Consider the following 19446-nt stretch of genomic DNA (forward strand, 5'->3'; position numbering starts at 1 on the left):
TTAATTGGCTTCCTCGGTCTTGGCAGCGGCTGCGGCCTTGGGGGCGGCGCTGCCATTCTGGTTGGTTCCGGCGCCGGGCGCCGCAGCATTTTGTTCGGCCGCGGCGCTGTCGGCGGCGCGATCGGCCACGGCATCGACGCCGAGCATGCCCGCCATCTGCACCGAGCGCGACTGCAGCGACTGCGGAATGTCGGGCAATTTGGCGATGCGGCCATACAGCGCGCCCGCCTGATCGAACTGGCCGAGCTGGTAATGCGCGATCGCCGACAGCTCGGCGGCGCTGGCAAACCAGCTCGACGCCGGATCCTTGGCATCGACCAGCGGCTTCATCCGCGCGATCACCACTTCGGGCTTCAACGTGTCGAATTCGAGCGCGGTCTGCCGAACGCGCGCCATGTCGCGCAGCGCCGGGTCGAGTTCGCCGTCGGCGGCGACCTGCCCCAACAGCGCCGCGGCGCCCTTGAGGTCGCCGGTCTGGGCTTTCAGATTGGCCTGCTGGATGCGTGCGGCGGCGCGATAGGCGCCGTTGTCGCCCGCGGCGATGGCTTCAAGCTCGGCGGTGGCGGCGCGCGGCTGGTTGCTCGCGGCCTTTTCCATCGCCGCGATCAGCGCCTCGGCCTGTTCGCCGCGCGCGGCCTCCTGGCGGTGACCCCAGTACAGATACCCGCCGAACGCCAGCAACGCCGCCAGGACGCCGCCGATGATCCAGCGGCCCCAGCGCTGCATGATCGTGTCGAGCCGGTCCTTGCGGACGGCTTCGTCGACCTCCTGCAACAGGGCGGCGTCGTTCGTCGGGCTCAGCGCCAATCATTCCTCCATCGCATCGTCCAGGCGCGGACATCTGTCCCGCCGGCGGTCTCCTTAGCGACGACGCCCGAAAAGGCCAAGCGATTCACTTGGCCCTGGCGGCGTCGTGCGGCGTCGGCGCCGCCGTCAACCTGCGTAGATTTGATCCTCGGTCGGGAATGAACGGGACCTGACTTGCTCGGCATAGTCGACGACCGCGCTCTCGACGACGCCCGCCATATTGCCGAAGCGTTTGACGAATTTCGGCACGCGCTCGAACATCCCCAGCATGTCGTCGGTGACCAGCACCTGCCCGTCGCACTGCGCCGAGGCGCCGATGCCGATCGTCGGGCAAGCGACCTTGTTGGTGATCTCGATCGCGATCGATTCGAGCACGCCTTCGATGACGATCGAAAAGGCGCCCGCCTGTGCCACCGCGACCGCATCTTCGACGATCGAGCGCGCTTCCTCGTCGCTCTTGCCGCGCACCCCGTAACCGCCGAGGATATTGACCGCCTGCGGGGTCAGTCCGACATGCCCCATTACCGGGATGCCGCGCTGGGTGAGGAATTCGATCGTCGGGGCCAGCACCTTGCCACCCTCGACCTTGACCGCCGCGGCGCCGGTTTCCTTCAGCAGCCGTGCGGCATTGTCGAACGCCTGCTGCGGGCTGCCTTCATAGCTGCCGAACGGCATGTCGACGATCACCGCGGCGTGGTAGCTGCCGCGCACCACCGCGGCGCCGTGCAGCGCCATCATCTCCATCGTCACCCCGACCGTGTGCGGCAGGCCATAGATGACCTGCGCGAGCGAATCGCCGACGAGCAGCATGTCGCAATGCGGATCGAGCAGCTGCGCCATGCGCACCGTGTACGCGGTCAGCATGACGATCGGCTCGCCGCCCTTTTTCTGGCGGATCCGCGGCACCGTGAGGCGCTTCATCGGCTGCGGGGTCGGATTCGCGCGGCTCGTCGACGTGTCGAACGTCAGCGTTTTGGGGATAGTTGACATGGCGCCGGGCAATAGCCGCTAAACCCCGGCCGCGAAAGCGCGAAGCAAGCCGATGTAAGTATCTCTTGACTCTATGTTAGCTTTGATTAACATTACGTCATATTCAACGAACATCGGAGACTCGGGCTATGTCATTTCGCGAAAAGACCCACTGGGCAGCCTTCATCGGCATCTTCGTCGCCTTCGGATGGTATTTCGTCGCCTATCCCTGGCACATGATCGACACGCCTGCGGGCGTCGGCGCGGTGGCGGGCATGCTGGTGCCGGTCACGATCATCATCATCGTGGCGATGGCGGCAACCGCCGCCTTCTTCGCCATCCGCGCGCCCAAGGAGGTCTATGTCAAGGAGGACGAGCGCGAACGCGGCATCCACCTGCGCGGTACCCATCTCGCTTATTATCCGCTGGTGCTCGGCTGTTGGGCCAATATGATCGCGATCTTCTATCGCTTCACGCCGGGCGTCTATCTGAACATCTTGATCGCCACCGTCGTGCTGGCCGAACTCGTCCGCGTCGGCGCGCAACTCTATTATTACCGCCGGGGGTATTGATCGGTGGCGCTCCCCTTCACCAACGACATCCGCACCCTGCGCTTTCTGGCGGGCGAGATGACGCAGGGCGATCTTGGCGATCGGGTCGGGGTTACCCGCCAGACGATCGCGGCGATCGAGCAGGGCAAATATTCACCGTCGCTCGAAGTCGCGTTCCGCATCGCGCGCGCCTTCGACAAGCCGCTCGAGGCGGTGTTCCAGTGGGAAGCACATGACGATTGAGATGCGCGGCCGCGCTGGCCCGGTGCCGCTCTCCCCGGGGCGGCGCCGGGCCTAAGGCGTCAGACCGGCGACCAGTCGGCGGGACCGTCGCCGTCGCCGTCGCCGTCGGCTTCGCCCCCGCCCGGCCGTTTTTCGGGGCCGATGATTTCGAGCAATTTGTCGAGCACCGGACCGACCCCGGCGCCGCTCGCTCCCGACAGCGCCATCACCGGATGACCGCTCTCCGCCGCCAGTTCGGCCGACAGCGCGGCGACCAATTCGTCGTCGAGCGTGTCGATCTTGTTGAGCGCGACAATGACCGGCTTGTCGACCAGGTCGGCGCCATAGGCCTCGAGTTCGTCGCGCACGATGCGATAACTGGTCGCGACATCTTCGTCATTGGCATCGACCAGATGCAGCAGCACCCGGCAACGCTCGATATGGCCGAGGAAGCGGTCGCCGACCCCGGCGCCTTCGGCCGCACCCTCGATCAATCCGGGGATGTCGGCGACGACAAACTCGTTGCCTTTGTGGCTAACGACGCCGAGCTGCGGGCGCAGCGTCGTGAAGGCATAGGCGCCGACCTTGGCCTGCGCATTGGTGACGCCGTTGATGAAGGTCGATTTGCCCGCATTGGGCAGCCCGACCAGCCCCGCATCGGCGAGCAGCTTCAGACGCAGCCACACCCACATTTCTTCACCGGGCCAGCCCGGCCCGTGCTGGCGCGGGGCGCGATTGGTGCTGGTCTTGTAGCTCGCGTTGCCGCGTCCGCCGTCGCCGCCGCGCAGGAAGGCCAGCGTCTCGCCGACTTTCGTGAGATCGCCGAGCAGGCTGCGCTCCTCGTCGTCGGCCAGGATCTGGGTGCCGACCGGCACCTGGATGACGAGGTCGGGGCCGCCGGCGCCCGTGCGGTCGCGCCCGGCGCCGGGGGTGCCGCGCTTGGCCTTGAAATGCTGGGTGTACCGAAAGTCGATCAGCGTGTTGAGCCCGGCGACCGCCTCGAAGATCACGTCGCCGCCCTTGCCGCCGTTGCCGCCGTCGGGGCCGCCATATTCGACATATTTTTCGCGCCGGAAACTGACGGCGCCGGGGCCGCCGTCGCCGGACTTTATGAATATCTTGGCCTGGTCGAGGAAATGCATGGAGAACCTTTTGAGCAACAAGCGCCGCACCGGCAGCCCGGCATCGCGGCGGTCCCTGCCCGCGTCGGCGTCGTCTGGCGCGACGGCGCGGGGCACGGACATGGGGATCGGATTGCGCACGCCTTAGTCGCGTCGTGCAAAAATGGCCAGTTTTGTGATGCCGGCGCTCGCGCGGCGATGAAATGGACGCTGCGAGCGCCAGTCCGACGCAACCTTGCGCGCCGGCGCCCGTTAGCAGGGTCAGAGCATCACGCGATGCTTCCCCTCGATTTCCCGAAAGGATTTCAAATGTTTGACAACAAGAATGTTGCCACGCTCAATTCGCTGATCGCCACCACGCTCGACAGCGTCGACGGCTATCGCAAGGCCGCCGAAGAGGCGAATGCCGCGCAGTTCCGTGAAATCTTCCTCAGCCGCGCCAACGAGCGCCAGACGATCGTCGCCAACTTCCAGGCGAAGGTCCGCGAACTTGGCGGCAACCCCGAAGACGACGGCACCGTGCTGGCCTCGGCGCACCGGGCGTTCCTCGGCCTGCGCGACGCGCTGACCGGCGACCGCAACGATGCAGCGGTCGTTGCCGAAGTCGAACGCGGCGAAGATCATATCAAGGCGAAGTTCGAATCGGCGCTCAAGGACGGCGATCTCGACCCCTCGGTCCAGCAGCTGATCCAGACCAGCTTCGCCTCGGTGCGCGAAGGCCACGACCAGATGTCGGCGCTGAAGCATCAGCTGAACGCCAGCTAAGCCACGCTTCTCGCCCTCTCAGGGAAGTTTGGGAACGGCGGTCCTGCCTGGCAGGGCCGCCGTTCTGTCATGCGGGGCGATCGCTCACCGGATTCTGCGCCGCCCAAAAGGCCGCGATCCGCCCGGTGATCAGCTCACATGCAAGCGCCCGCGCCGTATCGCGCGGCAGCGCCAGCGCGTCGGCCATCGGGCCGCCGAGCTGGGCGTCGCCCATCGCCATCAACACCAGCGCCAGCGTATCTTCGTGCATCAGCCGCTTTTCATGCGCGTCGGGGGCCATGCCGTCGATCAGGCGATGGATCGCGTCGATCACCGGGTCGAGCGCGCCCTCATTGCCCGTCGCCGCCATCCACGTCGCCAGCGCGCCGGCGCCACCCTCACCGAACGCATCGAACGCCAGGTCGACGATCTCGCGGACGTTGCGCTCGCCCGGCGGCGAGGCCGCCATCTTGGCGCCGATCGTTTCGCAGACGGTGTCGGCAAGATAGGCGGCGAGCGCCTTTTGCAGTCCCGCGGCACTGCCGAAATGATGCAGCAGGTTCGCATGGGTGCGATCGACGCGCGACGCGACCGCCTTCAACGTTACCGCCTGCGGTCCCATTTCGATCAGGATCAGCCGCGCCGCTTCGAGCGCGACCGATCGGCTTTCCTCGGGACTCAGGCGCTTTTTCGCTATTGACATATATGTAAGTAAACCCTATTTCTCCGCCCGACATCCCTTTTCGACGGTATGAGCCATATGTCCAGCCTTTCCCATGTCCCGACCCCCGCCGATCTGTCGATCACTCCGCGCGACCGCCGCTTCGGCCGCGACGACAAACAGGGCCGCTGGTGGCTGAACGGCGATCCTATCGCCTCGGCCTTTCACACCGCCTTGTCGGTGACCTTTCCCAAGGGCGAGGCGATGTTCATCGAAGCGGTGAAAGCGCACCGCGACGGGGTTCCCGAAAAGCTGGCGCGCGAGATTCGCGCCTTCACCCAGCAGGAAGTGATCCACAGCCGCGAACATGTCGTGTTCAACCGCAAGGCGGCCGAGGCGGGTTACGACCTCAGCCTGCTCGAGGCCGACGTCGACAATGTCATGGACCTGATCAAGGCGCGGCCGCCGATCGTCAACCTGATGGCGACGATCGCGCTCGAACATTATACCGCGATGATGGCCGCGACGATGCTGCGCGACGATAGCATGTATGCCGGCGCCGAGCCCGAATGGGCGGCGCTGTGGCAATGGCATGCGATCGAGGAAATCGAACATAAGGGCGTCGCTTACGACACCTGGTTGCACGCGACGAAAGACTGGAGCCGGTTCCGGCGCTGGCGCGCCAAATCGCTGATGATGCTGCTCGTCACGTCGCGCTTCTGGCCGAAGCGGGTGCGCGGGATGAAGGCGTTGCTGGCGCAGGACGGCTTGACCGGCTGGCGCGTCACCGCGCGCATCTGGTGGTATCTGCTCGGCGCGCCGGGCGTGCTGCGCAAAAGCTTTCTGCCGTGGCTCAGCTATTTCATGCCGGGCTTTCACCCGTGGAATCATGACGACCGCGCGCTGATCAGGAAATTCGAAAGCGATTATGCCGACGCGGTGATGCCGGCGCAGGCGTCGACCCCCGAATTGGCCGCCGCCGCGGCCTGACCCGCTGGTTCCCGCCAAGGCGGGCTTTGTGGGGCGGTCCTCTCTCCCGTCCCCGGCCCGCCTTTGCGGGGGCCTTGGCGATCGCGCGGTGGACCGCCGCGCCGTCTTCCCATATCCCCGGCGCAACGAGATGCCCCGGGGGGATGCGATGCAGCCACACATGACCGCCGCCGAAACCGGCTTGTTCGAGCGCCAGCTGGCGGGGCGTGCGTCGCTGCTCGAATTCGGCTGCGGCGGCAGCACGGTGGTCGCGGCGCGGCGGGTGCCGACGATCGTCAGCGTCGATAGCAATTCGGAGTGGCTGACGAAGGTCGGCACCGACCCTGCGGTCGCGGCGCGCGCCTTCACACCGTTTTACGCCGATATCGGGCCGGTCGGCGAATGGGGCCATCCCATCGACGATACGCGAATCCGCGACTGGCCGCGATATCATGCCGCGGTCTGGCGCCACATCAAGGGCAGCCCCGACGTCGTGCTGCTCGACGGACGGTTCCGCGTCGCCTGCGCGTTGCAGGCGCTGATCCACGCCAAGCCCGACACCGTGCTGCTGTTCCACGATTTTGCCGACCGGCCGCAGTATCACGTCGTGCTGCGCCACATGGAGGTCGTCGAGCGCGCCGATACGCTCGCGGTGCTGCGCCCCCGCGCCGACCTCGACGGCAAGGCGGTGCTGCACGACCTGTTCGATCATTTCCTGATCGCCGATTGACCACCGCGGCCGCCATGCGGCATGTCCGCGCGATGATGACCGCACCCCCCGTGATCGAGACTGCCCGGCTGCGGCTGCGCCCGCAGCGCCTGTCCGACAAGGACGCCCATATCGCAATGTGGGCCGACGCGCGCGTCACCCGCTTCATCGGCGGCGAACCGCGCGCGCCCGACGTCAGCTGGGGGAAATTTCTTTCCGCCGCCGGGCTGTGGCCGGTGATGGGGTTCGGTTATTGGGTGTTCGCCGACAAGGCCAGCGACCGGTTGATCGGCATGGGCGGCCTCAGCTATTTCGGGCGCGGCATCGCCGAACTCGAAGGCGTGCCCGAAGCCGGCTGGGCGTTCGACGCCGACCATTGGGGCGGCGGGCTGGCGACCGAGGCGATGGCGGCGGTGCTGGCGTGGGCCGATGCCAACCTCGATGCGGCGGAGGTGCGCTGCATCATCGAGCCGGGGCATGTGGGATCGGAACGGGTAGCCGAGAAGCTAGGCTTCACCGCGATCGGGCAGAGCAGCTCGCTGGGCAACGTGGTGAACATCTACAGCCGGACCAGCGGCGCCCAGCCTCGCGCCCATTCCGATCCTCAGTAACGACAGGTGCGGGCCATGATCATGTAGGCGAGCTGGACGTCGTTATACAATTCGCGGCCACGCTCACCGAAGCGAGCGCACGCGAAACTCTCGTACGGCGCTTGCCCGCGCTTCAGCCCGCAGTAATTCGTATAGGCCCGGTCAGCTTGGCGAAAATCCCGCGTGGCGCGTTCACAAGGATCATAGGCGAGCGCGGGAGCAGCGAGCGAAAAGGACACGACAGCGCTGGTTGCGGCGAGCGACAAGAGTTTCAACATGACGGTCTCCTAAACATATTCTTCCGAATATCATCGGGGCAACGCGTTGAAACTTATCAAAGTTCCCAAGGCCGATCAGTCAGTTCCGGGCACAAAGCAATGCCGGGATCGGCAAACACCAAAGCTATGCCACCTCGACGACCAGCACCCCGCCATCGGCGCTGACGACGCGCACCCGGCTGCCTTCGGCCGCGTCGGGACCGCGCACCGGCCATTCGCCGTCGCCGACTTTGGCGCGGCCGCGGCCATTCTCGATCGCGGTCACCAGCGTCAGCACCTCGCCGATCAGCCGCCCGCCGCGCTGGTTGAGCAGCGGGTCGGTCGATACGATCGGATTGTTCCTGAGCCAGCGCCGCGCGCTGTAGAGCGCGATGAACGCCAGCACCGCAAAGATGCCGAGCTGCAACGGCACGCCGATCGGTAGCACAAAGGCGAGGACGCCGGTCGCGATCGCCGCCACCCCCAGCCAGACGAGGAAGAACCCCGGCGCGACGATCTCGGCGGCGCACAGCAGCACCCCGACGGTCAGCCACGCCCAGTGCGGTTCCATATTGGTCAGCCAGTCGGGCATCTCAGCGCACTCCGGGGGTGGTGGGCGCCGTCGGGCCGCGCTCGAAGGCGTCCTTGGCCAGTTCGCCGATCCCGCCGAGCGTGCCGATCAGCTGCGTCGCCTCGACCGGGAACAATATCGTCTTGCTGTTCGGGCTGGTCGCGAACTGGCTGACCGCCTCGACATATTTTTGCGCGATGAAATAATTGATCGCCTGCGCGTTGCCGCCGGCGATCGCGTCGGACACCATCTGCGTCGCTTTCGCCTCTGCTTCCGCTTCGCGTTCGCGCGCTTCGGCGTCGCGGAACGCGGCTTCGCGGCGCCCCTCGGCCTGCAGGATCTGGCCCTGCTTCTCACCCTCGGCGCGCAGGATTTCGGACGCCCGCATGCCCTCGGCCTCGAGGATGTTGGCGCGCTTTTCGCGTTCGGCCTTCATCTGCCGCGCCATCGCGTTCGAAATATCGGCGGGCGGGCGGATGTCCTTGATCTCGACGCGCGTGATCTTGACCCCCCACGGCGTCGTCGCATCGTCGACGACGTGCAGCAGGCGGGTGTTGATTTCGTCGCGCTTCGACAGCGTCTCGTCGAGGTCCATCGCGCCCATCACGGTGCGCAAGTTCGTCGTCGTCAGATTCATGATCGACAGATACAGGTCGCTGACCTCATACGCCGCCTTGGCGGCGTCGAGCACCTGGAAGAAGACGACGCCGTCGACGGCGACCATCGCATTGTCCTTGGTGATGATTTCCTGGCCGGGAATGTCGAGCACCTGCTCCATCACATTGACCTTGCGCCCGACGCGATCGAAGATCGGCATGATGAAGTTCAGCCCCGGCTGCGCGGTATGCGTGTAACGGCCGAACCGTTCGATCGTATAGGCATAGCCCTGCCGCACCGGGGTCAGCGCCCACAGCAGGAACACCGCCGCGAGCACGACCATCGCGATCGGAAACCAATAGTCCATCGAACATCCCCTCATGCGTTGCCGGCGGTGCGGCCTCACGACTTTATTGCGAGAATGGCCGCGATGCGCCAGACAAAAGCGCATGACCCCGATCGAATATGCCCCCCGTTCGCTGCTCTATGTCCCCGGCTCGAACGCGCGCGCGCTGGCCAAGGCGGCGGGGCTTGCCGCCGACATGCTGATTATCGACCTGGAGGACGCGGTGCCGGCCGACCGCAAAGCCGAAGCGCGCACCGCGATGCGCGCCGCCGTAACGGCGGGTTTTGCCGGCAAGCGCGTCGCGGTGCGCGTCAATGCGACGGGCACCGACGAACAGGCGGCGGACATCGCCGCGCTCGCCGACCTCGCGCTCGACGCGGTGGTGCTGCCCAAGGTCGAAGCGCCGTCCGACCTCGATCCGCTGCGCCAGCTTGGCATATCGGTGTTCGCGATGATCGAGACGCCCGCCGCGATCTACGCCGCGCGCGAGATTGCCGCCGACGCCGCGGTCAGCGGGCTGATCGCCGGGCTCAACGACCTGGCACATGAATTGAAGCTGCCCGACGGCATGGACCGCGGCGCGATGAGCCACGCGATCCAGGCGATCGTGCTCGCCGGCCGCGCCGGGGGGGTGTGGTGCTTCGACGGCGTGTATAATGCGATCGACGATGCGGCGGGTTTTGCCGCCGAGGCTGCCGAGGGACGCCGGCTCGGCTTCGACGGCAAGACGCTGATCCACCCGTCGCAGGTCGATCCATGCAACGCCGCCTTCGCCCCCTCGCCGCGCGAGATTGCGGCGGCCGAAGCGCTTGTCGCCGCGGCGACCGGCGGCGCGCAGCGGCACGACGGGCGGATGATCGAGGACATGCATGTCGCCGCCGCGCGCGCGCTGCTGGAACGGCTCAAGCGCTAGCGCACCCGCCGTTCGTCGTTCGACGAACCGCCTTGCACCCCCTGCGCGCTCATGCCATTCCGCGCGCCCATGCACGCACTAAAGTTTCGCGCCGCGATCGCGGCCGTCGCCCTCACCATCCTCGCCGCCCCCGCGATCGCGGCCCCAACCGCCGAAACGCCGGTGACCGAGGCCGAGCTTGCCGCGCACATGCAGGTGCTCGCGAGCGACGCGTTCGAGGGTCGCGCCCCCGGCACCGAGGGCGAAGATCGCACCATCGCCTACGTCGTCGGCGAATGGACCAAGGCCGGGCTGGAGCCGGTACCCGGCAGCCCGACGCCGTGGCTGCAACCGGTGCCGCTGGTCGAAAGCCAGGCGACGGCGGGCAGCGCCCGTTTCAAGATCGACGGCCGCGACCATGCGATGGCGGCGGACGGGCTGATCCTGACCGGCCGCGATCCCGAACTCGCAATGACCGACGTGCCGCTGGTCTTCGTCGGCTACGGCGTCGACGGCGCGGGCAAGGTCAATGCCGATGTCACGGGCAAGCTCGCCATCATGCTGTTCGACAACCCGCCGTTCGGCGACAAGCTGCCGCGCTATCGCGAACGCCGCCAGTTGCTCGCCGACGCCGGCGCGGCGGGGGTGCTGGTGGTGGCGTGGGAGGCGCTGCCCTGGGCCGATCTGCGCGCGTCGCTCGGCAGCAAGACGGTGCGCCTCGCCAGCGCCAAGCCCGGCGCGGCGGCGAGCGGTTTCCTCTCGCGCCCCGCCGCCGAAGCGCTGCTGACCGCGGCGGGGCAGCCCGCCGACCGGTTGATCGCGGCGGCCAGGTCTGCCGGCTATCGCGGCATCGCGCTGCCCGTCACCGCCGATCTTGCCGCGACGACGGTGACCCGGCCCTTCGCGAGCAACAATATCATCGCCAAGCTGCCCGGCGCCAATCCCGACGGCAAGGCGGTGCTGTTCCTCGGCCATTGGGACCATCTCGGCATCTGCGGCGAGGAGGGCGACGCCGACCGCATCTGCAACGGCGCGGTCGACAATGCGAGCGGCATCGCGGTGCTGATCGAGGTGGCCAAACGGCTCGGCAAAGGGCCGCGCCCCGACCGCGACATTTATTTCATGGCGACGACGGCCGAGGAAAAAGGGCTGCTCGGCGCCTATTATTTCGCCGATCATCCGGTGGTGCCGCTGGCCGACATCACCGTTGCGCTCAATGTCGACACGATCGCCATCTCGCCGCGCGGCACCCCGGTCGCGACGATCGGGCGCGGCCGTCCGGCTTATGATGCCATGATCCGCAGCGTCGCGACGAAACTCGGTCGCAAGCTCGACGAAGATGGCGAGGCCGACGCGTTCGTCCAGCGGCAGGATGGCTGGGCGCTCGGCGCGAAGGACGTCCCCTCGCTGATGGTCGGCGGCAGCTTTTCGGACATGGCGCTGCTGCAGGCGTTCCTCGGCAGCGACTATCACGGCCCGAACGACAATTTCACCGACCAGATCCCGCTCGGCGGCGCCGCCGAAGATGCCGATCTGCATGTCGCGCTGGGCCGCGCGTTCGCCGATGTGGCGACGTGGAGCGGGACGAATAAATAAACCGTCGCCCCCGCGAAGGCGGGGGCCGCTGGAGACTTGCCGCGGCCCGGCTGTGTAAACCGACAACGGCCCCCGCCTTCGCGGGGGCGACGCGTCAAATTACGCCGCCTGCTTCGCCCGCTCGGCCATTTCCTGATTGAGCATTTCCGCGAGCAGGAAGGCCAGTTCCAGCGACTGCCCCGCATTCAACCGCGGATCGCAGTGGGTGTGATAGCGGTCGGCCAGATCCATCTGGGTCACGTCCATCGCGCCGCCGGTGCATTCGGTGACATTCTGGCCGGTCATTTCGATATGGATACCGCCGCCGTGCGTGCCCTCGGCGCGGTGGACGGCGAAAAAGCCGCGCACTTCGGCCAGGATGCGCTCGAACGGACGCGTTTTATATCCGTTGGGGGTCTTGATGACATTGCCGTGCATCGGATCGCACGACCACACCACAGGATGCCCCGACGCCTTCACCGAGCGCACCAGCTTGGGCAGATGCGCCTCGATCTTGTCGTGGCCATAGCGGGTGATCAGCGTCATCCGTCCCGGCACATGGTTCGGGTTCAGCGTATCGAGCAGGCGCAGCAGCGCGTCGGGCTCAAGGCTCGGCCCGCATTTCATGCCGACCGGATTGCCGATGCCGCGCAGAAATTCGATGTGCGCCGAACCCTCGAAGCGGGTGCGGTCGCCGACCCACAGGAAATGGCCCGAGGTGTCGTACCAGCCGCCGGTCAAGCTGTCCTGCCGGGTCAGCGCCTGCTCATAGGGCAGCAGCAGCGCCTCATGGCTGGTGTAGAAGCTGGTACCCTTGATCTGCGGCACCGTTTCGGGGGTCACCCCGCACGCTTCCATGAAGGCGAGCGCTTCGGAAATCCGGCCGGCGGTCTCCTGATATTTCTTCGCCCACGGGCTGCGGTCCATGAAATCGTGCGTCCACGCGTTGACCTGATGCAGATTGGCATAGCCGCCGTTCGCAAACGCGCGCAGCAGGTTCAGCGTCGCCGCCGACTGGTTATACGCTTTCACCATCCGCTGCGGGTCGGGCTCGCGGCCCACGGCGTCGAAGGCGATGTCGTTGATATTGTCGCCGCGATAGCTCGGCAGCGACACGCCATCGATCTCTTCCATGTCGGCCGAGCGCGGCTTGGCGAACTGGCCCGCCATGCGGCCGAGCTTCACCACCGGCATTTTCGACGCAAAGGTCAGCACCACCGCCATCTGGAGCAGGACGCGAAACGTATCGCGAATGTTGTTCGGATGAAATTCGGCAAAGCTTTCGGCGCAGTCGCCGCCCTGAAGCAGGAACGCCTTGCCCTCGGCGACGCGGCCGAGATCGGCGGTCAGGTCGCGCGCCTCGCCGGCAAACACCAGCGGCGGATAGTTCGCCAGCTCGCGCTCGGCAGCCGCGAGTGCTGCATCGTCGCGATAGGTGGGAAGCTGGCGGGCCTCGTGCGTGCGCCAGCTATGCGGTTGCCATGGTTGCGTCATTTTTTGCGTCTTCACTGATCCATAAGGGCCGAAACCCGACTCGCGCGCCGCCATGGCGCGAATGCACCGGCGACGCAAGAAGCGCAAAATTAGCATTGCTGCGCCGCGCGCGCACCTATGCTTTTCTTCAGGGCCAAAAACTGTTAGTTTGTTACCATATTCGGGCGGTGCGCATGCGGTGCCGCCAAGGCGTTCGGTAATCGGTAACGTTATCCACCTAGTGGTCCAGCCAGGGACCGCAACGCGAAACGATTGGCTATGGCGAATTTCGATCCAGGGTGGTTCGGCTACGGCGCGTTGCTGGTGGTGCTGGCGGCGTCGTTCGCCGCGCGTCTCGACCATATTCGCCTCGGGCTGGCGGTGGCCGCGCTGCTGGCGCTGCCGTTGGTGCTGATCGGCTGGCAGGGCACGGGCTATGCGCTGCTGTTGGCGGCGATTCTGCTGGTCAATTTCGGCCAGGTCGCGCGGCGCTGGACGCGCAACGCGAAAATGCGCTTTTCGTCCGAAGAGCGCGAATTGCGCAGCCGGCATTTCGAAGCCCTGAGCGCCAGCGACGCGCGGCGGCTGATCGACCAGGGCCACTGGATTTCGGCCAGGCGCGGCGAAGTGCTGATCCGCGAAAATCAGGCGGCGCCGAGCCTCTTTTACCTCGCCGACGGCGACGCGACGATCCTGCGCGACGGCAACGAGGTCGGCACCGTCACCGGCGGCGCGCTGATCGGCGAAGCGACGGTGCTCGACGGCACCCAGGCGACCGGCACGGTGTCGCTGACCTCGAACGCCCGGCTGTGGTTCGTGCCCGCCGCGGCGCTCCGCGCCTATCTGGGCGCGAACCCCGAAATCGCGGCGGCGCTGCACGAAGGGTTCGCGCGGGCGCTGCGCGGAAAATTGGCGAGCGCAAACACTCGCATTGCCGACGGGTCCTAGCTATCATGGGTGCATGACCCCGACTCTCCACGGCATTCCCAACTGCGATACGGTGAAAAAAGCGCGGCGCTGGCTCGATGCGCAGGGCATCGCCTATCGTTTCCACGACCTTCGCAAGGACGGCCTCGACGCCGCGCAACTGCAACGCTGGATCGACGCGCTCGGCTGGGAAAAGCTGCTCAACAAGGCGGGGACGACTTTTCGCAAGCTGCCCGATGCCGACAAACAGGGCCTCGACGCCGCGAAGGCGAAGGCGCTGATGCTCGCCCAGCCGGCGATGATCCGCCGCCCGGTGGTCGAAGTAGGCGACGCCGTCAGCGTGGGCTTTTCGGCGGATGAATGGCAGAAACGCTTTGCCGCATGACGCGGTGGCGCGCCGCGCTGATGGCACCGGCGCTGGCGCTCGCGGGCTGCGGCACTGAACCGATGGCGGCCGAGCCCACCCTCGATGGCACGCCTCCGATCGTCATCGCCCACCGCGGAGCCTCGGGCGAGCGGCCCGAACACACGCTAGAAAGCTATGCGCTCGCCATCGAGCAGGGCGCCGACTTCATCGAACCCGATCTGGTGCTGACCAAGGACGGCGTGCTGGTGGCGCGGCACGAGAACGAGATTTCGGAGACGACCGACGTCGCCGACCGGCCCGAATTCGCCGCGCGGCGGACGACGAAGACGATCGACGGACGCGCGGTCAGCGGCTGGTTCACCGAGGATTTCACCCTCGCCGAATTGAAGACGCTGCGCGCGAAGGAGCGTCTGCCCAAGCTGCGCGCGACCGATCGTGACGGACAATATTCGGTCCCGACATTCGACGAAATCCTCGCCCTGCTCGCGCAGGTGAATGCCGATCGGGCGGTGCCGGTCGGCGTCTATCCCGAAACCAAGCATCCGACCTATTTCGCCGCGATCGGCCTGCCGCACGAAGCGCCGCTGCTCGCGCTACTCGCCAAATATGGCTATCGCGGTCGCAGCTCGCCGGTGTTCATCCAGAGCTTCGAAGTCGCGAACCTGAAGGCATTGCGCGCGACAAGCGACCTGCCGCTGATCCAATTGCTCGACCGCGAAGGCGGCCCCGCCGACGATCCGGCCGCGACCTATGCCGCCATGACATCGCCCGCGGGGCTGCAGGCGATCGCCGCCTACGCCGACGGCATCGGACCGAACAAGGCGATGGTCATTCCGCGCGGGCCGCTCGGCACCCTCGGCGATCCGACGACGCTGGTCCGCGACGCCCATGCGGCGGGGCTGCAGGTGCATCCCTGGACCTTTCGCCGCGAAAATTATTTCCTGCCGCTCGCCGACAAGGGCGGCGTCAATCCCGCCGGGCATGGCGACCTCGGCGCGGAGATCGCCGCCTATCTGAAGACCGGCATCGACGGTCTGTTCAGCGACAATCCCCGCGAGGCGGTGCCCGCGGTCCAGCGAAAGGCATCCGATGACCCATAGAGAACTTGGCCAAAGCGGCCTGTCGATCCGTCCGTTCGTGCTCGGCGGCAATGTGTTCGGGATGACCGCGGGGCGCGACGCCAGCTTTGCGATCCTCGACCGCTTCGTCGCGCGCGGCGGCGGCATGATCGACACTGCCGACGTCTACTCGGCGTGGGTACCGGGGCACCAGGGCGGCGAGTCCGAAACGATGATGGGCGGCTGGCTGAAGGCGAGCGGCGCGCGCGACCGGGTCTTGATCGCGACCAAAGTCGGCATGATGTCCGGCGGGCTCCAGCCCGATCGCATCCGCGCCGCGGCGCAGGGCTCGCTCGACCGGCTCGGGATCGATACGATCGACCTCTATTTCGCGCACAAGGACGATCCCGACGTGCCGCTCGACGAAGTGCTCAGCGCGTTCGGCGAACTGGTCGATGCCGGCATCGTGCGCGCGATCGGCGCCTCCAACTATTCGGCCGACCGGCTGGCCGAGGCGCTGCGCGTCGCGGACGCGAACGGGCTGCCGCGCTACACCGCCGTGCAGCCCGAACTCAACCTGCTCGACCGCGAGCAATATGAGGGGGCGCTGCAGGATTTATGTGTCGCCGAGGGGCTTGGCGTCGTCACCTATTTCAGCCTCGCCTCGGGCTATCTGTCGGGCAAATATCGCGGCGCCGACGATCTCGGCAAAAGCCCGCGCGGCGCGCGCGTGAAACCCTATCTGGACGGCAACGGACCCGCGGTGCTCGCGGTCATGGACCGGATCGCCGGCGAGACCGGCGCGACCTTGTCGCAGATCGCGCTCGCCTGGGTCGCCGCGCAGCCCGGCGTCACCGCCCCGATCGCGAGCGCAACCAGCGTCGCCCAGCTCGACGAGATCATGGACAGCGCCGATGTGGCATTGACCGACGCCCAGCTGGCGGCGCTGACCGACGCCGGACGCCCTTAAGGCCGGCTCACGGCGGCACCCGCCAATCCGCCCGCATCGCTTTCCTCGCGCTCACCGGCCGCGGGGGCGGAACAAAGCGCCGGGCGGCGGATTTAAGCCCGACATCACAAGGATTGCTCCATGCCCCATGAAACCCGGATCGTCGCCTCGCTCGCCTGCCTGCCTCTGCTCGCCCTCACCGCCCCGGCAGTCGCCCAGACCGAGGACGGGCGCGGCGAGATGCGGACGCGGGTGATCGCCGGCCCGCAACTGTCGCCGGCCTGGCCCGGCGCCAAGGACCTATCGATCGGCCCGTACATCGACGTGTCGCGCGAGCGCGAGGGCACCGAGTTCGAGTTCGAAGCCGCCGACGAAAGTTTCGGCGCGCCGTTGCTCCATAGCGGCAATTTCGCTTTCGGCCCGGCGTTCGGTTTCGTTGGCAAGCGCACCGCCGCCGATGTCGGCGCCAATCTGCCGAAGGTCGGGCTGACGATCGAAGCGGGCGCTTTCGCCCAGGCGAATCTGACCCCCGAATTCCGCCTCCGCGTCGAGGGGCGCAAGGGGCTGGGCGGCCACGGCGGCTGGGTCGGCGAGGTCAGCGCCGACTATGTCGCGCGCGATGGCGACAACTGGCTTTTCTCCATCGGTCCGCGCGTGACGCTGGGCGACGGCAAATATCAGCGCGCCTATTTCGGCGTCAGCCCGGCCGCAGCCGCCGCCTCGGGGCTCCCCGCCTACGACATCGACGGTGGCGTGCACGCCGTCGGCCTGACCGCCGGCTACCTCCGCCAGCTCGGCCCGCGCTGGGGCTTCGCCGCTTATGCGCGCTACGACCGGGTGATCGGCGACGCCGCCGATTCGCCGGTGGTCCGCGGCTTCGGCTCGCGCAGCCAGCCTTCGGCGGGGATCGCACTCAGCTACACCTTCGGCGGCAGCCGCTGACGCAATATCGTTGGCGCGGGCGCTTGCCCGCGCTATCGGCGGCGCCATGTTGTTCGCGCCCGCCTCTTGCCCACGGCTGATCGTCAAGATCGGATCGGCGCTGCTTGTCGATGACAGCGGCGCGGTGCGGCGCGACTGGCTGGCCGGCATCGCCGCCGACATCGCCCAACGCGCGAAGGCCGGCCAGCAGGTCGCGGTCGTCTCGTCGGGCGCGATCGCGCTCGGCGCGCGGCGGCTCGGGCTGGCCAAGGGCGGCCGCGCGAGCCTGGAGGATGCACAGGCCGCCGCGGCGACCGGACAGATCGCGCTCAGCCAGGTCTGGGCCGAGGTGCTCGGCGGCGAAGGACTGACCGCGGCGCAGATGCTGGTGACGCTCGGCGATCTCGAGCATCGCCGCCGCTACCTCAACGCCGCGGCGACGCTGGATAGGTTGCTGACGCTCGGCGTCGTGCCGGTGATCAACGAGAATGACAGCGTCGCGACCGAGGAAATCCGCTTTGGCGACAACGACCGGCTGGCGGCGCGCGTCGCGCAGGCCGCCGCCGCGGGCGCGGTGATCCTGCTGTCCGACATCGACGGGCTTTACGATCGCAACCCGGCGACGCCGGGCGCCGTCCATATCGCGCGCGTCGAGCGCATCGATGCCGCGATCGAGGCGATGGCCGACACCGGTTCGGCATCGGGCATGGGGTCGGGCGGCATGGTGTCGAAAATCGCCGCGGCGCGCATCGCCAACGCCGCCGGCGCGCATCTCGCCATCGCCTCGGGGCGCATCGACCGGCCGCTGTCGACCGCCGCGCGCCACACATTGTTCGTCGCCGAAAAGGGCGCGGGTGCGCGCAAGGCCTGGCTCGCGGGCGGGCTGACCGCCGAAGGTCGCCTCACCATCGACGCCGGCGCGGCCAAGGCGCTGCACGGCGGCGCCAGTCTGCTCGCGGCAGGCGTCACCCGCGTCGACGGCGATTTCGCGCGCGGCGATGTCCTCGACATTGCGGGGCCCGACGGGCGCGTCGTCGCGCGCGGGCTGTCCGAATATCCCGCCGCCGACGCCGCCGCGATCCGCGGCCTCGGCCGCGACGCGCAAGCGGCGGCGCTCGGCTATGCCCCGCGTGCGGCGATGGTGCACCGCGACCATATGGTCTTGCTGTGACCAGCCCGACGCCGACGCCGACACCGACGCTGGCGATGACCGGCGCGACCGGTTTTGTCGGCGGCGCGACGCTGGCGCGCGCGGTCGCCGCGGGCTGGCACATCCGCGCCCTCACCCGCCGCCCGCAACCCGCCCGCGACGGGGTGACATGGATCCGCGGCGCGCTGGACGACCGCGACAGCTTGGCCGCGATGGCCGCGGGGAGCGACGCGCTGATGCACATCGCGGGGGTCGTCAACGTCCCCACCCGCGCCGCGTTCGAAGCCGGCAATGCGGTCGCGACCGCCAACGTCATCGACGCCGCGCGCGGCGCCGGCGTGGCGCGCTTCGTCCATGTCTCCTCGCTCGCGGCGCGCGAACCCGGGCTGTCCGACTATGGCTGGTCGAAGGAGCGCGCCGAAAAGATCGTCCAGGCCAGCGCGCTCGACTGGACGATCGTGCGGCCGCCCGCGGTGTTCGGCCCCGGCGACACCGAAATGCTCGACATCTTCCGGATGGCGCGCCGCGGTATCGCCCTGTTGCCACCCGCGGGCCGGATGTCGGCGATCTATGTCGACGACCTCGCGCGCCTGCTGGTCGCGCTCGCCGCCGACCGCGACACCAGCGTCGGCCAGGTCTATGAGCCCGACGACGGCAAGGCGAGCGGCTGGTCGCATCGCAGTTTCGCGCGCGCGGTCGGCCGCGCGGTCGGACGCAGCCACGTTTCGACCTTCGCCGTGCCCGCGACATTGCTCCGGGCGGGCGGACGGATCGACACGCTGGTCCGGCGCGGCCGCGCCAAGCTGACCCCCGACCGCGCCCGCTATATCGCGCATCCCGACTGGGTCGTGACCGAGGGCGCCGCCCCGCCCGCGGCGCTATGGCAACCCGAAACCGGCACCGCCGACGCGCTGGCCGAGACCGTCCGCTGGTACCGCCGCGAGGGGTGGCTCTGATCCCATCGGCGGGCGGCGGCTGCCGTTCGCCCCCTCGCCATGGCCCGCCGGTCGAAGCGTGCAT

The 19446-nt window shown here is 67.8% G+C and carries 23 protein-coding genes; 15 read left to right on the forward strand and 8 right to left on the reverse strand.

The features are described from left to right. Together HEQ22_RS12605 and panB are read right to left on the reverse strand one after the other, a co-directional pair. Positions 1 to 807, reverse strand: a complete 807-nt coding sequence (locus HEQ22_RS12605; RefSeq protein ID WP_432768243.1) for a tetratricopeptide repeat protein — start codon at positions 805 to 807, stop codon at positions 1 to 3. A 126-nt stretch (positions 808 to 933) separates the two neighbouring features. Beyond that, positions 934 to 1797, reverse strand: coding sequence for a 3-methyl-2-oxobutanoate hydroxymethyltransferase (gene panB / locus HEQ22_RS12610; protein ID WP_432768244.1), 864 nt, complete (start codon positions 1795 to 1797; stop codon positions 934 to 936). A gap of 128 nt (positions 1798 to 1925) precedes the next feature. Between panB and HEQ22_RS12615 the strand changes: the two genes are divergently transcribed. Together HEQ22_RS12615 and HEQ22_RS12620 are read left to right on the forward strand one after the other, a co-directional pair. Continuing rightward, positions 1926 to 2348 carry a hypothetical protein gene (locus HEQ22_RS12615; protein ID WP_432768245.1) on the forward strand — a complete coding sequence of 141 codons (423 nt, stop codon included), beginning with the start codon at positions 1926 to 1928 and terminating at the stop codon, positions 2346 to 2348. 3 nt (positions 2349 to 2351) lie between these two features. Beyond that, a complete protein-coding gene (locus tag HEQ22_RS12620; RefSeq protein WP_432768246.1) occupies positions 2352 to 2570 on the forward strand; it encodes a helix-turn-helix transcriptional regulator in 219 nt (72 codons plus the stop codon). Between the two features lie 59 nt (positions 2571 to 2629). Here the strand turns inward: HEQ22_RS12620 and obgE are convergent, their stop codons facing one another. Next, entirely contained in the window at positions 2630 to 3691 is a 1062-nt protein-coding gene (gene obgE / locus HEQ22_RS12625) for a GTPase ObgE (RefSeq protein WP_432768247.1), read from the reverse strand. Between the two features lie 288 nt (positions 3692 to 3979). On the opposite strand from obgE, the gene HEQ22_RS12630 reads away from it, so the two are divergent. After that, on the forward strand, positions 3980 to 4435 hold the full coding sequence (locus HEQ22_RS12630; protein WP_432768248.1) for a PA2169 family four-helix-bundle protein: 456 nt from the start codon (positions 3980 to 3982) through the stop codon (positions 4433 to 4435). A 67-nt stretch (positions 4436 to 4502) separates the two neighbouring features. On the opposite strand, the gene HEQ22_RS12635 is transcribed toward HEQ22_RS12630, so the two are convergent. Continuing rightward, on the reverse strand, positions 4503 to 5117 hold the full coding sequence (locus tag HEQ22_RS12635) for a TetR/AcrR family transcriptional regulator (protein ID WP_432768249.1): 615 nt from the start codon (positions 5115 to 5117) through the stop codon (positions 4503 to 4505). A gap of 57 nt (positions 5118 to 5174) precedes the next feature. Here HEQ22_RS12635 and HEQ22_RS12640 point away from each other — a divergent pair, with 57 nt between their 5' ends. The 3 genes from HEQ22_RS12640 (at position 5175) to HEQ22_RS12650 (ending at position 7364) form a co-directional block, all read left to right on the forward strand. After that, positions 5175 to 6065, forward strand: a complete 891-nt coding sequence (locus HEQ22_RS12640; protein ID WP_432768250.1) for a metal-dependent hydrolase — start codon at positions 5175 to 5177, stop codon at positions 6063 to 6065. 160 nt (positions 6066 to 6225) lie between these two features. Further along, entirely contained in the window at positions 6226 to 6774 is a 549-nt protein-coding gene (locus HEQ22_RS12645; RefSeq protein WP_432768251.1) for a hypothetical protein, read from the forward strand. A gap of 14 nt (positions 6775 to 6788) precedes the next feature. Continuing rightward, the gene (locus tag HEQ22_RS12650) at positions 6789 to 7364 is read left to right on the forward strand and encodes a GNAT family N-acetyltransferase (protein WP_432768252.1); all 576 of its coding nucleotides are present in this window, start codon (positions 6789 to 6791) and stop codon (positions 7362 to 7364) included. On the opposite strand, the gene HEQ22_RS12655 is transcribed toward HEQ22_RS12650, so the two are convergent. From HEQ22_RS12655 to HEQ22_RS12665, 3 genes are all read right to left on the reverse strand, one after another. Beyond that, positions 7358 to 7621 carry a hypothetical protein gene (locus tag HEQ22_RS12655; RefSeq protein WP_432768253.1) on the reverse strand — a complete coding sequence of 88 codons (264 nt, stop codon included), beginning with the start codon at positions 7619 to 7621 and terminating at the stop codon, positions 7358 to 7360. The two genes, HEQ22_RS12650 and HEQ22_RS12655, sit on opposite strands and share 7 nt — an antisense overlap. A gap of 124 nt (positions 7622 to 7745) precedes the next feature. Further along, positions 7746 to 8192 (reverse strand): NfeD family protein, encoded by a 447-nt coding sequence (locus tag HEQ22_RS12660; RefSeq protein ID WP_432768254.1) that lies wholly within the window; start codon positions 8190 to 8192, stop codon positions 7746 to 7748. 1 nt (position 8193) lies between these two features. Next, entirely contained in the window at positions 8194 to 9111 is a 918-nt protein-coding gene (locus HEQ22_RS12665) for an SPFH domain-containing protein (protein WP_432770872.1), read from the reverse strand. A gap of 106 nt (positions 9112 to 9217) precedes the next feature. Between HEQ22_RS12665 and HEQ22_RS12670 the strand changes: the two genes are divergently transcribed. Together HEQ22_RS12670 and HEQ22_RS12675 are read left to right on the forward strand one after the other, a co-directional pair. Then, positions 9218 to 10027, forward strand: coding sequence for an HpcH/HpaI aldolase/citrate lyase family protein (locus HEQ22_RS12670; protein WP_432768255.1), 810 nt, complete (start codon positions 9218 to 9220; stop codon positions 10025 to 10027). A 69-nt stretch (positions 10028 to 10096) separates the two neighbouring features. Further along, positions 10097 to 11602, forward strand: a complete 1506-nt coding sequence (locus HEQ22_RS12675) for a M28 family peptidase (RefSeq protein ID WP_432768256.1) — start codon at positions 10097 to 10099, stop codon at positions 11600 to 11602. 99 nt (positions 11603 to 11701) lie between these two features. On the opposite strand, the gene HEQ22_RS12680 is transcribed toward HEQ22_RS12675, so the two are convergent. Beyond that, a complete protein-coding gene (locus tag HEQ22_RS12680) occupies positions 11702 to 13075 on the reverse strand; it encodes a class II 3-deoxy-7-phosphoheptulonate synthase (RefSeq protein ID WP_432768257.1) in 1374 nt (457 codons plus the stop codon). A 258-nt stretch (positions 13076 to 13333) separates the two neighbouring features. Here HEQ22_RS12680 and HEQ22_RS12685 point away from each other — a divergent pair, with 258 nt between their 5' ends. From HEQ22_RS12685 to HEQ22_RS12715, 7 genes are all read left to right on the forward strand, one after another. Further along, positions 13334 to 14002 (forward strand): Crp/Fnr family transcriptional regulator, encoded by a 669-nt coding sequence (locus HEQ22_RS12685; protein ID WP_432768258.1) that lies wholly within the window; start codon positions 13334 to 13336, stop codon positions 14000 to 14002. 13 nt (positions 14003 to 14015) lie between these two features. Then, complete coding sequence (locus tag HEQ22_RS12690; RefSeq protein WP_432768259.1) at positions 14016 to 14366, forward strand: ArsC family reductase; 351 nt, start codon at positions 14016 to 14018, stop codon at positions 14364 to 14366. Further along, the gene (locus HEQ22_RS12695; RefSeq protein WP_432768260.1) at positions 14363 to 15448 is read left to right on the forward strand and encodes a glycerophosphodiester phosphodiesterase; all 1086 of its coding nucleotides are present in this window, start codon (positions 14363 to 14365) and stop codon (positions 15446 to 15448) included. The genes HEQ22_RS12690 and HEQ22_RS12695 overlap by 4 nt, the downstream gene beginning before the upstream one ends. Further along, the gene (locus HEQ22_RS12700; RefSeq protein WP_432768261.1) at positions 15438 to 16376 is read left to right on the forward strand and encodes an aldo/keto reductase; all 939 of its coding nucleotides are present in this window, start codon (positions 15438 to 15440) and stop codon (positions 16374 to 16376) included. Before HEQ22_RS12695 ends, HEQ22_RS12700 begins: the two co-directional genes overlap by 11 nt. Positions 16377 to 16496: 120 nt before the next feature. Then, positions 16497 to 17297 (forward strand): MipA/OmpV family protein, encoded by an 801-nt coding sequence (locus tag HEQ22_RS12705; protein WP_432768262.1) that lies wholly within the window; start codon positions 16497 to 16499, stop codon positions 17295 to 17297. A gap of 46 nt (positions 17298 to 17343) precedes the next feature. Next, complete coding sequence (gene proB / locus HEQ22_RS12710) at positions 17344 to 18447, forward strand: glutamate 5-kinase (protein WP_432768263.1); 1104 nt, start codon at positions 17344 to 17346, stop codon at positions 18445 to 18447. 35 nt (positions 18448 to 18482) lie between these two features. Continuing rightward, a complete protein-coding gene (locus HEQ22_RS12715; protein WP_432770873.1) occupies positions 18483 to 19382 on the forward strand; it encodes an NAD-dependent epimerase/dehydratase family protein in 900 nt (299 codons plus the stop codon). Positions 19383 to 19446: the final 64 nt, after the last annotated feature.

The sequence above is a fragment of the Sphingopyxis sp. genome, from assembly GCF_050916055.1.
GTDB lineage: Bacteria > Pseudomonadota > Alphaproteobacteria > Sphingomonadales > Sphingomonadaceae > Sphingopyxis.